Genomic DNA, 18,703 nt, shown 5'->3' with positions numbered 1-18,703 from the left:
GAATTCACTGACACCTTTTTTGTGTTTCCATAGAAAAAGGCCAGTAGATTCCTTTATAATTTAGTTGACGAAAACCAATTTAAAGGAGAATCTACATAGCCTACGCTCTTTGTATACGAAAAACATTTAATATTAAGGAGGAAGGGTTAGATCCCTTACAGTTACAGAGGAACGAAAGCAAGAGAAAACTGCTTAGTTAGCTAAAAGCCGTGCCCGTGGAAAGCGAGTGTATTTCACCTGCGGTGAACAAGTTGTATCTTTATTAAAGCTAATATATATTTATTCTCGACTAATTATAAAACCTACCAACAATACTTGACTTTGAAGCAAAAAAACAGAGCACTTAGCGTCGGATCTCCGACAGCTAAGTGCTCTATTGCTTTTCATATACGTTCATATTTATTAATTTTGACCTTCTGATAATTCTAAGATTACAATTTCAACACGACGGTTTTTTTGCCAGTTTTCTGATGATGTATTTGGTACAATCGGTCTTGTATCACCATAACCAGCAGCTATAAATCGCGAAGGATTAAACTCACCTGAATCTAGAATGTGACGAATTACACTACTCGCACGAGCACCAGACAATTCCCAGTTTGATGGGTACTGTACTGTTGAAATCGGTCGATTATCTGTATGACCCTCTACACGAACATAGTTAGGTATTTTACTTAATAATAGCGATATTTTATCTAAAAACGGTAACCCGTCAGGTTTTAACTCTGCTTGTCCCGAATCAAAGAGAATTCGTTCTTGTAGTATAAGTACTACACCTTGATCAGTTCGATTTGCTGAAATTACATCTCGTAATTGATTTTCTTCTAGAAATCCTTCAACTTCATTCAAGAGTTCCTCCAACGAACGTTGGTTTGACGTAACTCTATCTGGATCAAGGATATTATCTTTTTCAATATCCTTATTCGGTTCGCGAATTGTTGCACTTTCACCAGTCTGTTCAAAATCGATCTTTGATGGTGAACCATCAAAGAAAATTACTCGATTACGAAATGATTCAGCCACCGCTTCAAAACGTGCAATATCAAGCTGTGACATTGAATATAGCAAAACAAAGAAACATAGTAGTAATGTGACCAAATCTGAGTATGTGGTCATCCAACCTGCACTTCCACCTTCTTGTGTGTTTTTATCACGACGCTTCATTTGATAACTCACCCACCGAATCTTCATTTAATTCATTACGACGTTTTCTCATATCGCTTGATAAAAATGCACTTAACTTCTCTTTAAGAATACGTGGGTTTTGCCCAGATTGGACACCTATAACACCTTCAATAATAATTTGCTTCATAAAGACTTCTTCATCTGTCTTAGTTTCAAGCTTACTAGCCATTGGTAAGAAAATTAAATTGGCTAAAACAACACCATAAAAAGTTGTGATTAAAGCAACAGCCATTTGAGGACCAACCATAGATGGATCATTTAAATCAATAAGCATTAAAACAAGGCCTATTAAAGTCCCCACCATTCCCCATGCTGGAGCATATTCACCGGCTTTTTGAAGAATCTTACGTCCAACAGTATGACGATCCTCCATTGCGATTATTTCAGCATTCATAATATCTTGAATAACTTCTGGTTCAATACCATCAATTGCAAGCAGAACACCTTTCTTAATAAACGGATCTTCTACTTCCTCTAATTCATTTTCTAACGCTAATAAACCTTCTCTTCGGGCTCTTTCAGATAACTGTTCAAATAAGGCGATTAATTCAGGAAGATCATAATGGTTCTTCCTAAATGATTCCTTAACAACTTTACCCATAAGCTTTACTTGATCGACATTAAAGTTAATCAGAATCCCAGCAATAACCCCACCTAATACAATAATTAAGGATGGTATATTGATAAAGCTTAGAAATCCCTTTAAACCAGCACTTGAAAAGATACCAAAGGAAATCATTAGAAGTCCAAATAAAATACCAAATGATGTTAAAATATCTCTACGTTTCATAAACTCTCTCCCCAACATGAATACTTATCTTTTTCTCTGATGTTACAAATTCATATAAAGACTAGTACTTCTATTATCGGAAAGTTTATTATTTTGTTGAGTTTCTTTTAATAATTTGATGCGGTAAAATAACGTTAGAATATTCCACTTCTTCCTTATTCATATATTTAGTCAGTAATCGCATTGCGACAGCACCGATATCATAAATTGGCTGAACAACAGTTGAAAGTGTTGGACGAATCATTGTTGCTAAACGTGTATTATCAAATCCAATCACTTCAACATCATTTGGCACGCTTAAGCCAAGATCTTGTATACCATGAATTACACCTAAGGCAATTTCATCTGATGATGCAAAGATAGCTGTTGGTTTATTATCTAACTTAAATAACTCTTCAACTGCTTTAACACCTGAATCATAAGATAAATCACCTGAATAAATGAAATCAGGACTAACAGATAGACCCGCTTCTTCTAGCGCACGATTAAAACCAACCGACTTAGCTATATTTGCTGTTGTCTCATCAGTACCAGTGATAAAGGCAATTTGTTTATGACCATTATCAATTAATAGCTTAGTTGCGGCATAACCAGCTGCTTCATAATCAATATTAACAGAAGGAATTGCATTAGTAGGTTCAATTGTTGCTGCAAGAACAATTGGAACTGGTGACGTTTTAAATTCTTTTAAATGCTCATCCTGAATTTTACTTCCCATATAAACAATACCATCAACTTGTTTTTCAAGCATACTATTAATCAATTTAATTTCTTTATCGATATTTTGATCAGAGTTGCTTAAGATAATGTTGTACTTATACATATTGGCAATATCATCAATTCCACGAGCTAATTCAGCTAAAAACATATTCGAAATATCTGGAATGATAACTCCGACAGTTGTCGTACGTTTACTTGCTAATCCTCTAGCAACTGCATTTGGACGATAGCCTAATTCTTCAATTGTTTTTAATACTTTTTTCCGCGTAGCGGGTTTTACATTTGGATTTCCGTTTACAACTCTAGAAACTGTAGCCATAGATACATTCGCTTCTCGAGCAACATCGTATATTGTTACGTTCATTTCAGTAACCTCCGTTTAAAAATATTTTACTTTTATAATAGTTACAGTATAGCATAATTCATGCTTTTCCATACTTGAGACAACCTGACTAATTATACGCCATTCAAGCAGTTTGTGACCAGTTTTCTACCTTATAGTATAGCAAATTATTTGAATCTAGTCTGTTATTATTTTTCAAAGCAAAACAAAAGACCCTCATTATTCCTAATAACGGAATTAACTTGGGTCTAAGTGTCTGTTATTTTTTGACTACTTCGTTGTAGAATTGATCAAATTGATCAAAATCCATCTGTTGTTGAGCATCAGAAAGGGCAACTGCTGGATCTGGGTGAACTTCTGCCATGATACCATCAGCACCAATTGCTAAGGCCGCTTTAGCTGCAGGGATAAGAAGATCTCTTCGACCAGTAGAGTGTGTTACATCTACAATGACAGGTAAATGTGTTTCTTGTTTTAGAATTGGTACTGCTGTGATATCTAATGTGTTTCTCGTAGAAGTTTCATACGTTCTAATACCACGCTCACATAAGATAATCTCACCATTACCACGTGAATGGATATACTCTGCCGCATTAATAAAATCAGACACCGTTGCTGACATACCCCGTTTTAAGACAATAGGTTTATTTACTTCTCCAGCTGCTTTTAGTAATTCAAAGTTTTGCATATTACGAGCACCGATTTGAATCACATCTAAGTATTCAGCTGCTTTTTCAACATCTGAAGGACTTACTATCTCACTCACAACAGCTAAACCAAACTCATCAGCAATTTCTTTTAAGATTTTCAATCCATCAAATCCTAAACCTTGGAAATCGTAAGGTGAAGTTCTTGGTTTAAATGCGCCACCACGAATAATCTTCAATCCCTTATTTTTAATTTGCTCAGCGACTTGTGCGACTTGCTCATAGCTTTCTACTGCACAAGGTCCAAAAATATAGTGAGGAGCACCATCACCAAATTTCGCACCGTTGACGTCAATGATCGTATTATCATTTTTGTGTTTTCGTGATACAAGTAAATCATTCGTATGATCTTTCTCTTGTAATTCTAGGCCTGCTTTAAAGATTTCTTTAAATAGATGGATAATTGTTGCATTCTTAAAAGGACCTGTGTTGTTTTTCTTAATTAACTCTAGCATGTCTCGTTCTCTAACAGGGTCATAATTCTTGTCTGCACCATGATTTTCTTTTGCTTGTGCTGTTTGTTTAACCAATTCGCCTCGTTTGTTAATCAATTCTAAGATTTCAAGATTAACCTTGTCTAACTCACTTCTCAATTGTTCCAATTTTGCTTTACTCACTATAAGTCCCCCAATCCCTTACTTTTATTTATCCAATATGCTGTCATTAAAAAATTCGTCTAGCTAAGCTGACACGACTAATTAAATAAGAATTAAAAATCATTATAGCTAAAAAATGCTCACTTGTCACTATATTGTTAAAATATTTTGTATTTTCTCTTAATTAAGTCAACTAATCTATCACCTTAAATAAAGAATTATCATTTCAAACAACGAAAAAGATCAAAGCAATTCATTTATAGAACGATTTAAATATGCTAAACTGATTAGTATGAGTATCGGGTATGAAAGGATAAAAAATGATGAGTGAAATGATTTTTACACTTGATATTGGAACACGATCAGTCATTGGATTGTTAATAGAAGATCATGTTGACAGTTATAAATTGATTGATTACGTGATGAAAGAACATTCGAAACGCTCGATGATAGACGGTCAAATTCATGATATTGCCCTCGTAGCTGACGTGATAAAAAAAGTCAAAACAGAACTCGAGAATCGACACTCAATTAAACTAACAAAAGTCAGTGTCGCGGCAGCAGGGCGTGCATTAAAAACAAAACGGACAAGCATTTCTAAGGAGATTGAACAACAGCCACTTATGAGTAAAGAGGATATTTTATTCCTTGAATACAGTGCTGTTCAGCAAGCTCAACATGATTTAGCAATTGAAGAATCTAATCAAAACAATGATACGCACTATTACTGTGTCGGGTATTCTGTACTTGAATATCGCTTAGATAATCAATCTATCGGTTCTTTAATTGATCAAGAAGGTAAACTAGCAGAAGTTGAAATTATCGCAACTTTCTTACCGAAGGTTGTGGTCGAGTCATTACTTTCAGCCCTACAGCATGCTGATTTAGAGATGGAGGCACTAACATTAGAGCCAATTGCAGCAATTAATGTGCTGATACCTGAATCTATGCGACGACTTAATATTGCTTTAGTTGATATTGGTGCAGGGACTAGTGATATTGCGATAACGAAGGAAGGTACGGTAACTGCCTATGGAATGGTGTCTAAGGCTGGCGATGAAATGACAGAAGCAATCAGCGATCACTATTTACTAGACTTTAATGAGGCAGAACGAGTTAAACGTGATATAACGACACACGGATCAACAAATATGACTGATATACTTGGATTTGAACAGACTGTTTCATTAGACCAATTAGCAAAAGACATCGAACCAGCAATTAATAGTTTAGCTAAATGTATTTCAGATGAAATCCTTTTACTAAATAATCAGCCGCCAATGGCTATTATGTTAGTTGGTGGAGGAAGCTTAACTCCACGGTTAGAGCAAGCCATTAGCACATACTTAAATTTACCTCCTAATCGAATTGCAACGCGAGGTATCGACGCAATCAAAAATTTTGAAGCACTTGTAGAGATTCCATCTGGACCTTTATTTATTACACCGATTGGAATTGGAATCGCAGCAAAGCAAAACCCTGTCCACTACATTAGTGTTACAGTCAATGATCGAGCTGTTCGCTTATTTGACATGAATCAATTAACCGTTGGAGATTGTTTACTCGCTGCTGGGATTGAAATAGATAAAATGTATGGTCGTCCTGGAATGGCGTATATGATCAAGTTTAATGGCCACACAGTTACATTACCAGGTACATATGGAAAACCACCACAACTCGAACTAAATGGTGAGTCTATTAGTGTAGATCATCCGATCAAGCACGGCGATATTTTACATGTTCGAAAAGGTGCAGATGGAGAAGAACCAAATGTAACAGTAAGAGAAATTGTTGATGATTATGATCAATTTTCCATTCATTTTAATGGTGAAGTATACCATGTTGAGCCAAGTCTCTATGTAAATGATCGTAAAGTAAATCTTGATTATCAGTTACAAGATCATGATTTACTGACTGTGCAAAATACGACGACATTAGCAGATTGGCTCCATCTTATAGGTAAGCAATCAATGTTATCCAATTTAGATAAGTATGTTGTCTATATCAATGATGAGTATACAGTGCTTGAACAATTTTCTGGTCAGATTGAAATCAACGGCAGACCAGGTAGCTTAACGCATACTTTAAAACCGAATGATCAAATTAATTTAAGCTCGACTAAGCAAGTAACTGTCGATGATCTTGTTCAAGTATTAAACATTCAAATGAAAGAAACAATCAATGTCGTTTATAACGGGCAACGCATTACACTTGATAAGGATGTTACGGTCATCGAGCAAGATAATCGTACCCTTTCGAGGTCTGATCTCGTTAAATCTGGAGATAGGCTTACTGTACGGAAGCTTGATGATGAACCATTTATTTTTCAAGATTTGTTCAGGTTTATTTCGATTGACTTATCACAAGTTAAAGCAAATCTTCGCATTCTTAAAAATGGCGAGCCGACAACATTTTTAGACCCACTAGAAAACAATGATCAAATCGAGATTATATTTTAACAAAAAAAAGGGGCTGGGACAAAACCCAGTAAAATAACAACGGTGTTCAGTATAAGACTGTACACCGTTGTTTTATGAAAAATATTGACCTCCACTTCAGACATTTGCTTTCCGCGGGAACGGCCTCAGCTTCTGTATCGACTCCTCCAGAGTCGATACAGTGATCTTCGGACACGTTCTTTTCCCGCTGGAGTCAAATGTCTTTCGTTCCAGTCAATATACATAATTTTATTCAACAAAAAGAGCACCTTTTGGTAAAATTAAAGTACCACACAATAACTACCGGAGGTGCCCTTTATGTATCAAAATTATAACATGAATCAATTGGTTTTGCCTATAGATTTGGAAGTGAAACTTCAGGAAAATGATATTGCTTTTGTCATTAATGATTTAGTAGAGAGTATTCCTGAAGAAGCTTTTGAAAATTTTCTTCGAAAAACAGGTCGTCCTTCATATCATCCACGAATGATGTTAAAAATAACATTATGTGCTTACTCTCAATCAGTATTTTCCGGCAGGAAAATCGAAGCTCTCCTCAAAGACAGTATTCGTATGATGTGGCTTGCACAAGGTTATGAACCAAGTTATCGCACAATCAATCGTTTCCGAGTCGATCCAGATGTACAAGAATTATTACGACAATTATTCATCCAATTTCGCTGTCAATTGGTTGAAGAAAAAATCATCGATCATGATGCAATATTTATTGATGGAACAAAAATTGAAGCTAATGCAAATAAATTTACTTTTGTATGGAAAAAAGCAGTTAAAAATTATAGTGAGAAGTTAATCGAAAACTCAAATAAAATATATGATGAGCTACTTGAAAAAGAAATTATCCCGGAAATTAAACGTGAAAGTCCTGACGAACTTTCCATTACTGAACTTGAAGAAATAGCTGAAAGATTAGAAGAAACGGTGAACGATTATAATAAGAAAATTGAGGAATGTGAACTTGGAAGTGAACGTAAAAAAATTCGTTCAGAGAGAAAGTTTCCTAAGCAAGCATTGAAACGAATAAAGGACTTTATTGATCGAAAGAAGAAATACGCACAAGATATGGATATATTTGGAGAAAGAAACAGTTATTCTAAAACCGATCATGATGCTACTTTTATGCGTATGAAAGATGACTATATGAGGAATGGACAATTGAAGCCTGGATACAATGTTCAAATCGCAACAGAAGGTCAATACACGCTTGCTTACGATGTTTTTCCAAATCCAACGGATACACGTACATTCATTCCTTTTTTAGATAAAATTGAAAAGCACTTTTTTGATTTACCTGACTATATCGTCGCTGATGCTGGATATGGTAGTGAACAAAATTATCATGATGTTTTAGAGAATCGCAACCGGACACCTCTTATTACATATAACAGTTATAGGAAAGAGCAGAAAAGAAAATATAAGAATGATCCATTTAAGACGGACAATTGGGAGTACAATGGAGAGCATGACTATTACGTTTGTCCGAACGGACAAAAATTAACTTTCCAGTACTTTTTTAATCGTACAGATCGTTATGGATTTACAAGGGAATTTAGGGTATATCAATCTGAAAATTGTAATGATTGTCCATTACGCTCTCATTGCACAAAAGCAAAAGAGGGGAACAATCGAAGGTTGTTTATTAATAAAAAGTGGGAAGAGCAAAAAGAATATATAAGAACTAAGCTTTCGGAAGAAGAAACTGGAGACATTTATAAAAAACGCAAAATAGATGTTGAACCAGTTTTTGGATTCTTGAAGGCTAATTTGTCGTTCACTCGATTTTCCGTTAGAGGAAAATCGAAAGTAGAAAATGAATTAGCATTTGCCTTAATGGCGGTAAACTTAAGAAAGTATACCGCCAAAATCCAAAATGAAAATAATCCTAACAATCCAAAACAAAATAGAAATTGCGGAAACAACAATTCAATGTTGATTCCGCAATTTTTCTCATCTAAGACTGGTTATGTCCCAGCCTCTTTTTTATTATTTTTTGTTCAATGTCAAATAGTGTTGGTAGGTTTTATATTTAGTCGGGAATAAATTTATATTAAGTTTAATTAAGATACAACTTGTTCATCAAAGGTGAAATACACGAGACTCCTGCGGGAACTGCACGAGCTGAAGATCCACTAAGGCAAGCGATCTTTGCTTGCCTTAGTTAGCTAAAAGCCGTGCCCGCGGAAAGCGAGTGTATTTCACCTGCTGTTTTTCGTCAACTTAATTCTAAAGGAATCTATGGGCCTTTTACTATGGAAACACAAAAAAGGTGCCAGCGAATTCGAAAAAAGAACTCACCAACACCAAAAATTATAGAACTTTATTTTTCTTTTACGTCTTCTATCGCTTCTTCAACAGCTTCTTTAACCTTTTCAGATGCTTCAACTACCGCTTCAGCTTTGTCACTCACTTTATCTTTTGCATCTTCTACTTTGTCTTTAGCTTCAGCTTTTTTGAATTCTAGTTTTTCTTGTAGATCCTCAGCCTTATTTTTCACGATCTTTTTAGCTTCTTGATATTTATCTTGTAAGCCTTGTGTTTTCTCGCTAACTACTTCTTGTAGGTGAGCTGTTTGTTCTTTAGCGTAACTTTTTAGTTCGTCTGTTTTTTCATAAGCTACGTTTTTTAATTCATGCGCTTTATCTTTTAATTCATGAGCACCTTTATTGATATCTTGTCGAAGTTCTTTACCCGATTTAGGTGCGAATAAAAGCGCTAAGGAAGCACCTACTAACGTTCCGACTAAAGATCCAATTAAAAAGTCTTTTGCATTAATATTATCGTTTTTATTACTGTTGTTTGTCATTTGATCATTCCTCCTCATTGATATTTATGATTTATTAGATTGAGTTATTCTTTTTACTTTTTCTTTTATTGATTAACTCCATGATGACTGTGCCCCATTTTACTAGTTGGGCTGTTTCTTCAGTATTATCTAATGCGATACCTGTAACGGATTTTGAGAATTGTTGTAGTGACTGATTAAATCCTGTAATTGTTGTACCTAATCCCGTCACACTATCAACTAATCCATTTAAACGTTGTGATTTATCACTAATATCTTCAGCTAAAGCATTCGTTCGGTTTAATAATATAGTAGTTTCTGTTGTGATGCCAACCATCTGTTTTTCTAGACCTTCAAGTGTATTGGCAACACTACTCATAGTCCGTTCAGTTTCTTTTAATACTTTGATTAAGTATACAACTAAAGCAACAAATGCTAGTGCAAAAATAATTGCTGAGATGTATAGAAGGTTTTCCATTAAATCGTCTCCTTTATATATGTATGTATTATTAACTTAGTGTTATTTACCCTATTTAACAACTAATAAACATGCTCTTCTTATAAAATGATCCTTAACTAACTAATTTATACATGGATAAAAACCGCTCAAAAACACTACAAACATAGATGTATTTTTGAGCGGTTGTTTAATTGACTATTCTGTCACTAACTCTTTATATGCTTTTTGGAATTTTTGAATATCTCCCGCACCCATAAATACTAATACACCATTTTCATTTAATTTTAACTGATCGGTAGTATCAATTGTAAGTAACTTACTTTCGGGTATTAAAACTTGCAAATCTTCAATGGATAGTTTCTTATCGGCTTCACGTGCTGAGCCAAAAATATCACATAAAAATACTTCATCAGCAAGCGATAAAGCTTGTGCAAACTCGTTTAAGAATATCTTCGTCCGAGTATAAGTATGGGGCTGAAAAATTGCTGTTACTTTCAAGCCTGGGTATTTCTTACGGACTGACTCAATCGTTGCTTCAATCTCTTTAGGATGGTGTGCATAATCATCAATAATGATTTGATCATTCAACTTATATTCTGAAAAACGGCGCTTTACTCCTGAGAAAGTAGCTAAATGCTTCATATCTTCTGCGTTCATACCCTCATAGTGACATAAAGCAATGACAGCAAGAGCATTCAATACATTATGATTTCCATACATCGGTATTGTGAAGGTTTCATAAAAATGATGTCTTACATATACATCAAATTGTGTTCCTCCCTCGACTTCAACCACATTTTTTGCTTGAAAATCATTTGTATCGCTAAATCCGTAATAAACCACTGGAACTTTTGCCTGAATTTTTTGTAGATGATCATCGTCACCATAAGCAATAATGCCTTGTTTCGCCTGATGTGCCATTTCTTGAAACGCTGAAAAGACATCATCAATACTTGAAAAATAGTCTGGATGATCAAAGTCAATGTTTGTCATAATCAAATAGTCTGGTTCGTAGGCTAAAAAATGTCGCTTATATTCACATGCTTCAAATACAAAATAATCACTATCTTGATGCCCTAATCCTGTTCCATCACCAATTAAATAAGATATTGGATGTGTTTGACTTAAAACATGCGCTAATAAGCCTGTTGTCGATGTTTTGCCGTGTGAGCCTGTTACGGCTACACTTTTATAATTCTTTAGCCATTCACCTAGAAAGTCATGATAACGATAAATCGGTAAACCTAGCCTCTTAGCCTCTACAATTTCTTCATGTTCATCAGAAAATGCGTTACCTGCAATTATCGTAAATCCTTCTTTAATATTATCTTTAGCAAATGGAAAAATAGGTATATTTTTTTCTTTTAATGCTGCATCTGTGAAAAATGTTTTGTTGACATCTGAACCTTGAACACTTTTACCAGCGTCATATAAGATATGAGCAAGTGCACTCATACCTGTTCCTTTAATGCCTATAAAATGGTAAGTAGTCATAAACGTGTACCTCCAAGGTTTTTCTACATTCAAAGTAAATAACAATGATTAACCAATAAATTATTATATCATAAAATTAATTCGTTCACAGTTTGAACAGCATTTATTTTTTATATTCTACTTTTTCTAATCTTGGGTTCGGTTGATATTGACGTCCTGCTTTGGACTCTGGCTTTCCGTTTAAGATAACGTTATCGCCTGTAAAACCAATATTTATATCTAATAAGTTTCTACCGACCCCATATAAATCAACTGGTACGTTTCGTTTTTCAAACATACGAATTTTCTCTTCTGTAAAACCACCGCTTGCCATAATCTTCACATGATGATAACCCTCATCATCTAAAGCTTTTCTTAATGCAAAGATTAATTCTGGATTAACTCCACGTGGATCAAATTTACCTAATAGATGTGCATTTCTTAAGAAATATTTGTCAACCATATTATTTGATGTATCTAAACGGACACACTTTAACGTATCGCCAAATTCTCGAGCAACTTTTAAAGCATCTGTTATGACGTCATTATTGTAATCAATTAATACGGTTAAATCATCTTCAGGGTACACCTCATGATATGCTTTGGCAGCAGCAACGGTATCTCCTTCAAATAACTGAATCAATGCATGTGGCATCGTACCCATTCCCGTCTTACCCCACCACTCATTCATAGCATGTGTGGCTTGAGCAGTAGATCCACCAATAAATGCAGCATAACCATCACCAGCCTGTTGCGTGTAGTGATCATCACGATCACCCATAAATATAATCGGCTTCTGCTTACCTGATGTTCGTCCCGCCTTTACAACATTATATACATTTGTTGCCACGGATGTACGTCTTGCTAGGATTCCATCGATAACCCCTTCTAAATAACCAAATGATTGATAAGGTCCCTTTATTGTTAGTACCGTTTCAAATGGAGAAATCTTATCTCCATCCTTTAATGAATGGATCTCAAGATTTTCTGGGTTATCTGCAAATGTATGTAGTAATGCGATAGCCTCATCTGTACCGCACAATACTGCATTCTCTTTTTGGAAAAACTGCATAACAACTTCATTATTAGGCTTTGTTTTCTCAGCTATTTCTTTAGTTTTTAAGAAATAGACAGCTGAAAACCAACCCTCTTTTAGGCGCTGATCAAATTTAAATGTTTCGTTCGTTAGTCGATCAATCTCGCCATTTAATTTTCTCGTAAGTTCTTTTTCCATTGGTAAAACACCTCGTTAACTTATCCTAAAGATTGTTGTCATTTTGTTTATCATATAAGAAAACATAAGATTACTCAAGCACTAAATCAAATGAGCAATTGCTAGAAATTAATAATTGGTGATCATGAATGGTAGTCTTCTTTTGAGATAAGAACTGTTCTAGGTTTACTACCATTTTGACCAGATATGATACCATTATACTCTAATGTATCAATCAATCTTGCAGCACGGTTATAACCAATTTTAAAACGACGCTGTAATAGTGATGTAGAAGCACTATTATGATCTAGTACGAATGCAACGACATCTTCGTAGAGTTCATCTTCGCTTTCTTCTTGTTCAATTTTTTCTAATAAGTCCTCTTGCTCGAATAAATAATTTACTTGTTCTCTTTTCCGCGCATCTGCGGTAATTCTGTCGATCTCCTCATCAGATACATATGCACCTTGAACCCTTAATGGGTGTCTAGCACCATTCTCAACAAATAGCATGTCGCCTTTTCCTAATAATCGTTCTGCTCCAGCGTGATCAATAATCGTTCTTGAATCAATTTGAGATGCTACACTAAATGCGATTCGTGTTGGAATATTTGCTTTAATCAAGCCAGTAATAACATCGACTGATGGACGTTGTGTAGCAAGGATTAAGTGGATCCCACAAGCTCTAGCCTTTTGAGCAATCCGGCTAATTGAATCTTCAACATCCTGTGGTGCGACCATCATTAAATCTGCTAACTCATCAATTACAATAACGATATAAGGCATTTTTCCTTCAGGATTATTTTGCTCTAGCATCTTTTGATTGTAGCGATTGATATCACGAGCACCTGTCTGAACAAATTTCTGATAGCGTTCTTCCATTTCTTCTACTGCCCACTTTAATGCTTGGGTAGCAGCTTTCACATCGGTAATAACAGGTGATACTAGATGTGGGATATCATTATACGATGCCAGTTCAACCATTTTCGGGTCAATTAATAACAATCGAACTTCTCTTGGTGTTGCTTTGAAAATGATGGAAGTTAAGATCGTGTTAATACAAACACTTTTTCCTGATCCTGTTGCACCTGCAATTAATCCATGCGGCATTTTGTTAATATTCGTTATCACTGGTCGCCCAGCAATATCTAAGCCTAATCCAATGGTTAACGGCGATTTAGCTTCTTTGAATTGATCAGTAGCAAAAATCTCATGCAAGCTTACTGGTGAAGCCACTTTATTTGGTATTTCAATCCCTACTGCGTTTTTCCCTGGGATTGGTGCTTCGATTCGAATATCCTTTGCCGCCATATTTAGCTTAATATCATCACTTAAATTACGAATTTTACTAACCTTAACGCCCATTTCAGGTTTAATCTCAAAACGAGTGACAGCAGGTCCCTGCATCACGTTAACTACTTGTGCATTTACATTAAATTCAGCCAACGTTTCTGTTAGTTTTTTTGCTTGATCATCAATCCATGCTTGATCTTGATTTAAACCAGTTGGCTGATCATTTAACAGATGTAAACTTGGTAATTCACGTTTTTCTGTGCTAACTTGTTGAATCTTTTTTTCACGTAATCGGCGCTTATCACTAGGTGTCATGATGACATTGTATGGCCTCATTTTTTCTTGTATTCGTGATGTTTGTTCTTGTTTTGTATCTTTAGTTGAAATCACTGGTTCTTGATGTTCCAACTTATCGTCTGGTTCGGTTTCAGTATGCTGAACTTTCTCTTTTAGTAACGGCATATCACTCGTTATCTGACTCTTACGTTTTTCACTTATTAACTCATTTAGATCAACATCAACTGCAGGTTCACTTTGACGATTATCTTGTTGATTATCAACTTCTGCATTTTGTAATCTGTCCTTGATCCGAGATTCACGGTCACGTCGTAAAAATGCTGGCTTATCTAGTAAATCTTCATTATCATGTTCATATGATTGGAATCCATGAATTGGTGAAGCAACCACAGATGGCTTAAATGGTCGCTTCGTAGATGGAACTGGGGCTTCAATTTGGCGTTCGTGATAACGACGATCACGCCTTATTGTCTCACGTTCCATATCCCCTACTGTCGGTTGATCTATTGGCATTGGAAAACGGAAAGAGTCATTTTTCGGATATTGGTAAGATACTCTTGCTTTAATAGTTTCACTACTTTTTTGCTTTGGTATTGCGACTTGTTTTTCCTCTTGTTGCTCAGAAGAAAAAAATTGCTTAATTTTACCGATAAATCTTTCTCTCATTAGCTTTCACTCTTCCATAACAATCATTACTTCTTATTTTAACAGACTTTATCAAGAGAATCTTCCGTTAGTCATTTATTCAACGACAAAAAGCGTAAAAGAATTCGGCTCTTTTACGCTTGACTGAATTAATTAAATTTAAACGGTTGACCCGCTTCAACGTCACCTGATAAAACATAAATTCCTTTTTCTTCTGGTGAGGTAGGTAATCCTAATTCTTTCTTAGAGCAAATCATGCCATATGAATCTACATCTCTTAATTTTGCTTCTTTTATTTCCATTCCGCTCGGCATAACCGCCCCTACTTTTGCAACGACAACGTGCTGACCAGCATCGACATTAGCTGCTCCACAGACGATTTGTACCGTTTCATCACCTAAATCAACTTGACAGACACTTAATTTATCTGCATTTTTATGTTTTTCTTTTGACTTTACATAACCGACTACGAATTTAGGTGACAAATCAACTTCTAATGGATTAGGCGCACCGTTTTTTTCAAAGATCTCATTAATTTGCTTTAATAATTCCTCAGTTAATTCATGTTTTCCATCTGTTAATTCAATGTACTTTGAGCTATTAAAAATATTGTAGCCGTTAATTTGGTTTGATTCTGTATCATAAATCTCTACAACATCGCCATATTTACGAAAATCAGTCGTATCTCGATTCCCTTCCTTTAAAGGTATCAATAGTACATCACCGATTCCAACTGTATTATAGTAAATCAACATTTTCACTCATCCTTTTGCTTATTTTTTTGATCGATTGGTTTTTTCTTTGCTAAAATAAATATTGGCTCTAGCTTTTTATTTTCATACAGAAAAGATAAAGCTGTAATTGGGACGCGTCCCTCAGCAAAATATTGCATCGCCATCTGTGCTAGAATATCATAGCCCATATCATTTTGTACATCTGCGATAATTAATGTATCTTGATGTGGCACAGCAAGTGCTAATTCGCCTTTTACTCTTTCTTTCATTTCAATTAGCCAGGATTCATTTAGAATTCTACTTGCATCATAGCCATCATTTGCTGACACAAAATAAAAATCATTTCCAGCTACTGTATCCTTTTTCAAATCTATTGGTAATGATCTCAAATTAAATGTCGCCATTTCTTTCAACTGACTTTCTGACCAATTTGCTTGATCTAGCAAATCCTGATCGATTAATTGATAGGTTTGGCCAAAGTCAATTGCATAATATATCCGTGTTTCAGCTGTATGGTCTTGGTAAACTAACTTTTTCCCCGTTTTAGATTCTTTAGGAAAAGAAGTACTACGGATTACTGGGAAAATATTTTTTTCATTTCCAATTAACTCCGCCTTTTGACTTATCATTTGTAATGACAATTTTACATGAGATACGATCTCTTTAATTGCCTGTTCACCATGCTTTTCATACTTAGCTACAAGGTTAGGTAATGCAATATTAACACCTTTGCCTGTATCTTTCCATTCAACTCGATATTGATCCTTGTCACGTTTAAAAGATGTTCTCCACTCATTTTCTGAAAACATCTGATCAAGTTTCTTTTTTAGTTGAAGTGTTGTTATAGCCATGATATCGTCCCTTTTCGAGGTCTTTTAATTTTCGTAGTATATTGTAACATGACTTTCATTTAGTTGAAAATAAAAGCACCCTTAGGCGCTTTTATTAAAATTTTATTTTGATTTTAGGCTGCACTTATCTTTGATAAGAAGGCTTCAATTTCCTCACGAGTCTTTCGATCTTTACTCACAAAACGAGCTACTTCTTCTCCTTGATCAAAAGCTAAGAAACTAGGAATGCCGAAAATATCATATTTTATACACAGATCGATAAATTGATCACGATCTACTGAGATAAATGTGATATCACTAAACGTCTCTTCTAACTCTGGTAAAAACGGTTCAATTACTCGGCAATCTGAGCACCATTCAGCAGTAAATAAAAATACAGTTTTCCCTGTTTCTAATAGTTCGTAGAATTGTGCTTCTGTCTGTAAACTTTTCAATTAAATAATCCCCCTAGATTTTAATCATATACAAGTGCTAAATCGCCATATTTAATTAAACCTTTTCTTCTCATCCATTCAGAAACAAGTAGACTGACAAGAGCTGGACCAATAATATGAACGAATAAGACTTGTAGAAAAACCGGGAAAGTAAAACCCATTGTTTGAAAGGCCATCATTTGACCAACTAACCCCGAAGTTCCCATGCCTGCTCCTGATGGGTTATTAGTCATTTGAAGCCATACTGTTCCAATCGGTGCCATAACTATCGAGGCAACAGTTGGTGGGATCATGATCAATGGACGCTTAATGATATTGGCAACTTGGAGCATTGAAGTCCCAATCCCTTGTGCGAGTAGTCCACCAACTCCATTTTCGCGGTAGCTACTCACAGCAAATCCTACCATTTGTGCTGAACAACCGATCACAGCTGCACCTGCGGCTAGACCGTCTAGCGATAGCATAATTGCAATCGCAGCACTAGAGATTGGTGCTGTTAGCGCCCAGCCCATTAATACAGACACAATAATCCCCATTACGAATGGCTGTTGATTCGTTGACCAGTTAATTATTTCACCTAAGCCAGTCATAAAAGCACCTATCGGCGGGCCAATAAATTTCCCTACTACATATCCTACCACAATCGTGACAAGAGGTGTTACGATTATGTCGACTCTAGTTTCCTTTGAAACTATTTTACCAAACTCTGTCGCAAATATAACACTAACGTAAGCACCAACTGGACCACCTAAGCTATAACCAAATGCACCAGCAAATAAAGTAGAAAATAACACAAGTGGTGGTGCTTTTAAACTATAAGCAACAGCAATCCCAATTGCACCACCAACGATTTTACCATCCATTGCGAATGTACCCATTTCAATGAAAAACTCACTAATTGAAGAAGCACCAAGAAAATGCTCAAGTTGCTCTCCAAGCGTATTAATGATAAGTCCAATAATGAGAGATGAGAATAAACCTAATGCCATGTAACTTAACGCAGTAATAAAATAAGCATATGCGGATAATTCAATATTTTTTCTTTTTAGAAATGTTTGCATTTTAATTCCCCCTTTTCAATTCTCATTTATTTTACAACAAGATTATACAACTGACAAGACAGTAGTTAAGTAATAAAGAAAACTCTAGCTAATATAGCTAGAGTTTGCATGATATTACTTATTATTCTTCAATTTTAACTAATTCAATAGAATTAATCATGTCTACCATTTGATTGAACGTTTCTTCTAACTCTTTTAAATCTGTCTGTGCTGTTAAGCGTAAGCCACCCATACCGACTTGAAGCTCATAATCACGATCTACTTCACTAACCTTAACATATAGAAAGCGTTCATCATCTTGATAGCTTTCTAAAAAGAGATAATTACCTCTTCTTTCTTCCGCTAAATAAAATGCATCACTTGTAGGTGGTTCTAACACATTATAAAATAAAATATAAGTTTGATCTTGTGTATCAAAGATCAAATTACCCTCAGATTCTTCGATAATCGTATGATCTTCGGGAAAATATATTTTAAAATTCTCAATGTCTTTGTTAGGTTCAGGACTTTGACGATTAAAAGCTTCGTGCATCGTCTCACTAATATTTTCAATCACTTCTTCTTCTGAAAGCCCGCATCCAGAAACAATCATGACTGTAAAACCAATGATGAGCAGGCTCATTATTTTTTTAACCATGATTGGCCTCCTTTCTTAAAAAATATT

Annotated in this window: 16 protein-coding genes; 2 read left to right on the top strand and 14 right to left on the bottom strand. The window is 35.2% G+C overall.

What is annotated here, in order from left to right:
- Positions 1–402 precede the first annotated feature (402 nt).
- The 4 genes from motS to AXY_RS04680 form a co-directional block, all read right to left on the bottom strand.
- Positions 403–1,164, bottom strand: a complete 762-nt coding sequence (motS, locus tag AXY_RS04695; protein ID WP_015009643.1) for a flagellar motor protein MotS — start codon at positions 1,162–1,164, stop codon at positions 403–405.
- The gene (motP, locus tag AXY_RS04690) at positions 1,151–1,975 is read right to left on the bottom strand and encodes a flagellar motor protein MotP (protein ID WP_015009642.1); all 825 of its coding nucleotides are present in this window, start codon (positions 1,973–1,975) and stop codon (positions 1,151–1,153) included. Before motP ends, motS begins: the two co-directional genes overlap by 14 nt.
- Positions 1,976–2,063: 88 nt before the next feature.
- Positions 2,064–3,059 (bottom strand): catabolite control protein A, encoded by a 996-nt coding sequence (ccpA, locus tag AXY_RS04685; RefSeq protein ID WP_015009641.1) that lies wholly within the window; start codon positions 3,057–3,059, stop codon positions 2,064–2,066.
- A gap of 238 nt (positions 3,060–3,297) precedes the next feature.
- Positions 3,298–4,362, bottom strand: coding sequence for a bifunctional 3-deoxy-7-phosphoheptulonate synthase/chorismate mutase (locus tag AXY_RS04680; RefSeq protein WP_015009640.1), 1,065 nt, complete (start codon positions 4,360–4,362; stop codon positions 3,298–3,300).
- A gap of 302 nt (positions 4,363–4,664) precedes the next feature.
- On the opposite strand from AXY_RS04680, the gene AXY_RS04675 reads away from it, so the two are divergent.
- Together AXY_RS04675 and AXY_RS04670 are read left to right on the top strand one after the other, a co-directional pair.
- Positions 4,665–6,800, top strand: coding sequence for a cell division protein FtsA (locus AXY_RS04675; protein ID WP_041450107.1), 2,136 nt, complete (start codon positions 4,665–4,667; stop codon positions 6,798–6,800).
- Positions 6,801–7,097: 297 nt separating this feature from the next.
- Entirely contained in the window at positions 7,098–8,837 is a 1,740-nt protein-coding gene (locus AXY_RS04670; RefSeq protein ID WP_015009638.1) for an IS1182 family transposase, read from the top strand.
- 277 nt (positions 8,838–9,114) lie between these two features.
- Here the strand turns inward: AXY_RS04670 and AXY_RS04665 are convergent, their stop codons facing one another.
- The 10 genes from AXY_RS04665 to AXY_RS04620 form a co-directional block, all read right to left on the bottom strand.
- Entirely contained in the window at positions 9,115–9,600 is a 486-nt protein-coding gene (locus AXY_RS04665) for a YtxH domain-containing protein (protein WP_015009637.1), read from the bottom strand.
- 34 nt (positions 9,601–9,634) lie between these two features.
- Positions 9,635–10,057, bottom strand: a complete 423-nt coding sequence (locus AXY_RS04660; protein WP_015009636.1) for a DUF948 domain-containing protein — start codon at positions 10,055–10,057, stop codon at positions 9,635–9,637.
- A gap of 177 nt (positions 10,058–10,234) precedes the next feature.
- The gene (gene murC / locus AXY_RS04655) at positions 10,235–11,533 is read right to left on the bottom strand and encodes a UDP-N-acetylmuramate--L-alanine ligase (protein WP_015009635.1); all 1,299 of its coding nucleotides are present in this window, start codon (positions 11,531–11,533) and stop codon (positions 10,235–10,237) included.
- A gap of 103 nt (positions 11,534–11,636) precedes the next feature.
- The gene (locus tag AXY_RS04650) at positions 11,637–12,746 is read right to left on the bottom strand and encodes a nicotinate phosphoribosyltransferase (protein ID WP_015009634.1); all 1,110 of its coding nucleotides are present in this window, start codon (positions 12,744–12,746) and stop codon (positions 11,637–11,639) included.
- Between the two features lie 122 nt (positions 12,747–12,868).
- Positions 12,869–14,980, bottom strand: a complete 2,112-nt coding sequence (locus AXY_RS04645) for a DNA translocase FtsK (protein ID WP_015009633.1) — start codon at positions 14,978–14,980, stop codon at positions 12,869–12,871.
- A gap of 128 nt (positions 14,981–15,108) precedes the next feature.
- Positions 15,109–15,714, bottom strand: coding sequence for a YtpR family tRNA-binding protein (gene ytpR / locus AXY_RS04640; protein WP_015009632.1), 606 nt, complete (start codon positions 15,712–15,714; stop codon positions 15,109–15,111).
- A 2-nt stretch (positions 15,715–15,716) separates the two neighbouring features.
- Positions 15,717–16,544: a DUF1444 domain-containing protein gene (locus tag AXY_RS04635; RefSeq protein ID WP_015009631.1), complete on the bottom strand. Its 828-nt coding sequence runs from the start codon at positions 16,542–16,544 to the stop codon at positions 15,717–15,719.
- 113 nt (positions 16,545–16,657) lie between these two features.
- Positions 16,658–16,978, bottom strand: a complete 321-nt coding sequence (locus tag AXY_RS04630; protein ID WP_015009630.1) for a thioredoxin family protein — start codon at positions 16,976–16,978, stop codon at positions 16,658–16,660.
- Positions 16,979–16,998: 20 nt separating this feature from the next.
- Entirely contained in the window at positions 16,999–18,039 is a 1,041-nt protein-coding gene (locus AXY_RS04625; protein WP_015009629.1) for a PTS transporter subunit IIC, read from the bottom strand.
- Between the two features lie 121 nt (positions 18,040–18,160).
- Positions 18,161–18,676, bottom strand: a complete 516-nt coding sequence (locus AXY_RS04620) for a hypothetical protein (protein WP_015009628.1) — start codon at positions 18,674–18,676, stop codon at positions 18,161–18,163.
- Positions 18,677–18,703: the final 27 nt, after the last annotated feature.

The organism is Amphibacillus xylanus NBRC 15112 (genome assembly GCF_000307165.1).
In the GTDB taxonomy this organism is placed as follows: Bacteria; Bacillota; Bacilli; order Bacillales; family Amphibacillaceae; genus Amphibacillus; species Amphibacillus xylanus.
Note: the sequence above shows the minus strand (reverse complement) of the source record. Positions and strands in the feature narration are given on the sequence as shown.

Coding starts and splice junctions, on each gene's coding strand:
- AXY_RS04645 (WP_015009633.1), bottom strand. CDS start 14,980: ATGAGAGAAAGATTTATCGGTAAAATTAAGCAATTTTTTTCTTCTGAG.
- murC (WP_015009635.1), bottom strand. CDS start 11,533: ATGACTACTTACCATTTTATAGGCATTAAAGGAACAGGTATGAGTGCA.
- ytpR (WP_015009632.1), bottom strand. CDS start 15,714: ATGTTGATTTACTATAATACAGTTGGAATCGGTGATGTACTATTGATA.
- AXY_RS04620 (WP_015009628.1), bottom strand. CDS start 18,676: ATGGTTAAAAAAATAATGAGCCTGCTCATCATTGGTTTTACAGTCATG.
- motS (WP_015009643.1), bottom strand. CDS start 1,164: ATGAAGCGTCGTGATAAAAACACACAAGAAGGTGGAAGTGCAGGTTGG.
- AXY_RS04675 (WP_041450107.1), top strand. CDS start 4,665: ATGAGTGAAATGATTTTTACACTTGATATTGGAACACGATCAGTCATT.
- motP (WP_015009642.1), bottom strand. CDS start 1,975: ATGAAACGTAGAGATATTTTAACATCATTTGGTATTTTATTTGGACTT.
- AXY_RS04665 (WP_015009637.1), bottom strand. CDS start 9,600: ATGACAAACAACAGTAATAAAAACGATAATATTAATGCAAAAGACTTT.
- AXY_RS04635 (WP_015009631.1), bottom strand. CDS start 16,544: ATGGCTATAACAACACTTCAACTAAAAAAGAAACTTGATCAGATGTTT.
- AXY_RS04660 (WP_015009636.1), bottom strand. CDS start 10,057: ATGGAAAACCTTCTATACATCTCAGCAATTATTTTTGCACTAGCATTT.
- AXY_RS04625 (WP_015009629.1), bottom strand. CDS start 18,039: ATGCAAACATTTCTAAAAAGAAAAAATATTGAATTATCCGCATATGCT.
- ccpA (WP_015009641.1), bottom strand. CDS start 3,059: ATGAACGTAACAATATACGATGTTGCTCGAGAAGCGAATGTATCTATG.
- AXY_RS04670 (WP_015009638.1), top strand. CDS start 7,098: ATGTATCAAAATTATAACATGAATCAATTGGTTTTGCCTATAGATTTG.
- AXY_RS04650 (WP_015009634.1), bottom strand. CDS start 12,746: ATGGAAAAAGAACTTACGAGAAAATTAAATGGCGAGATTGATCGACTA.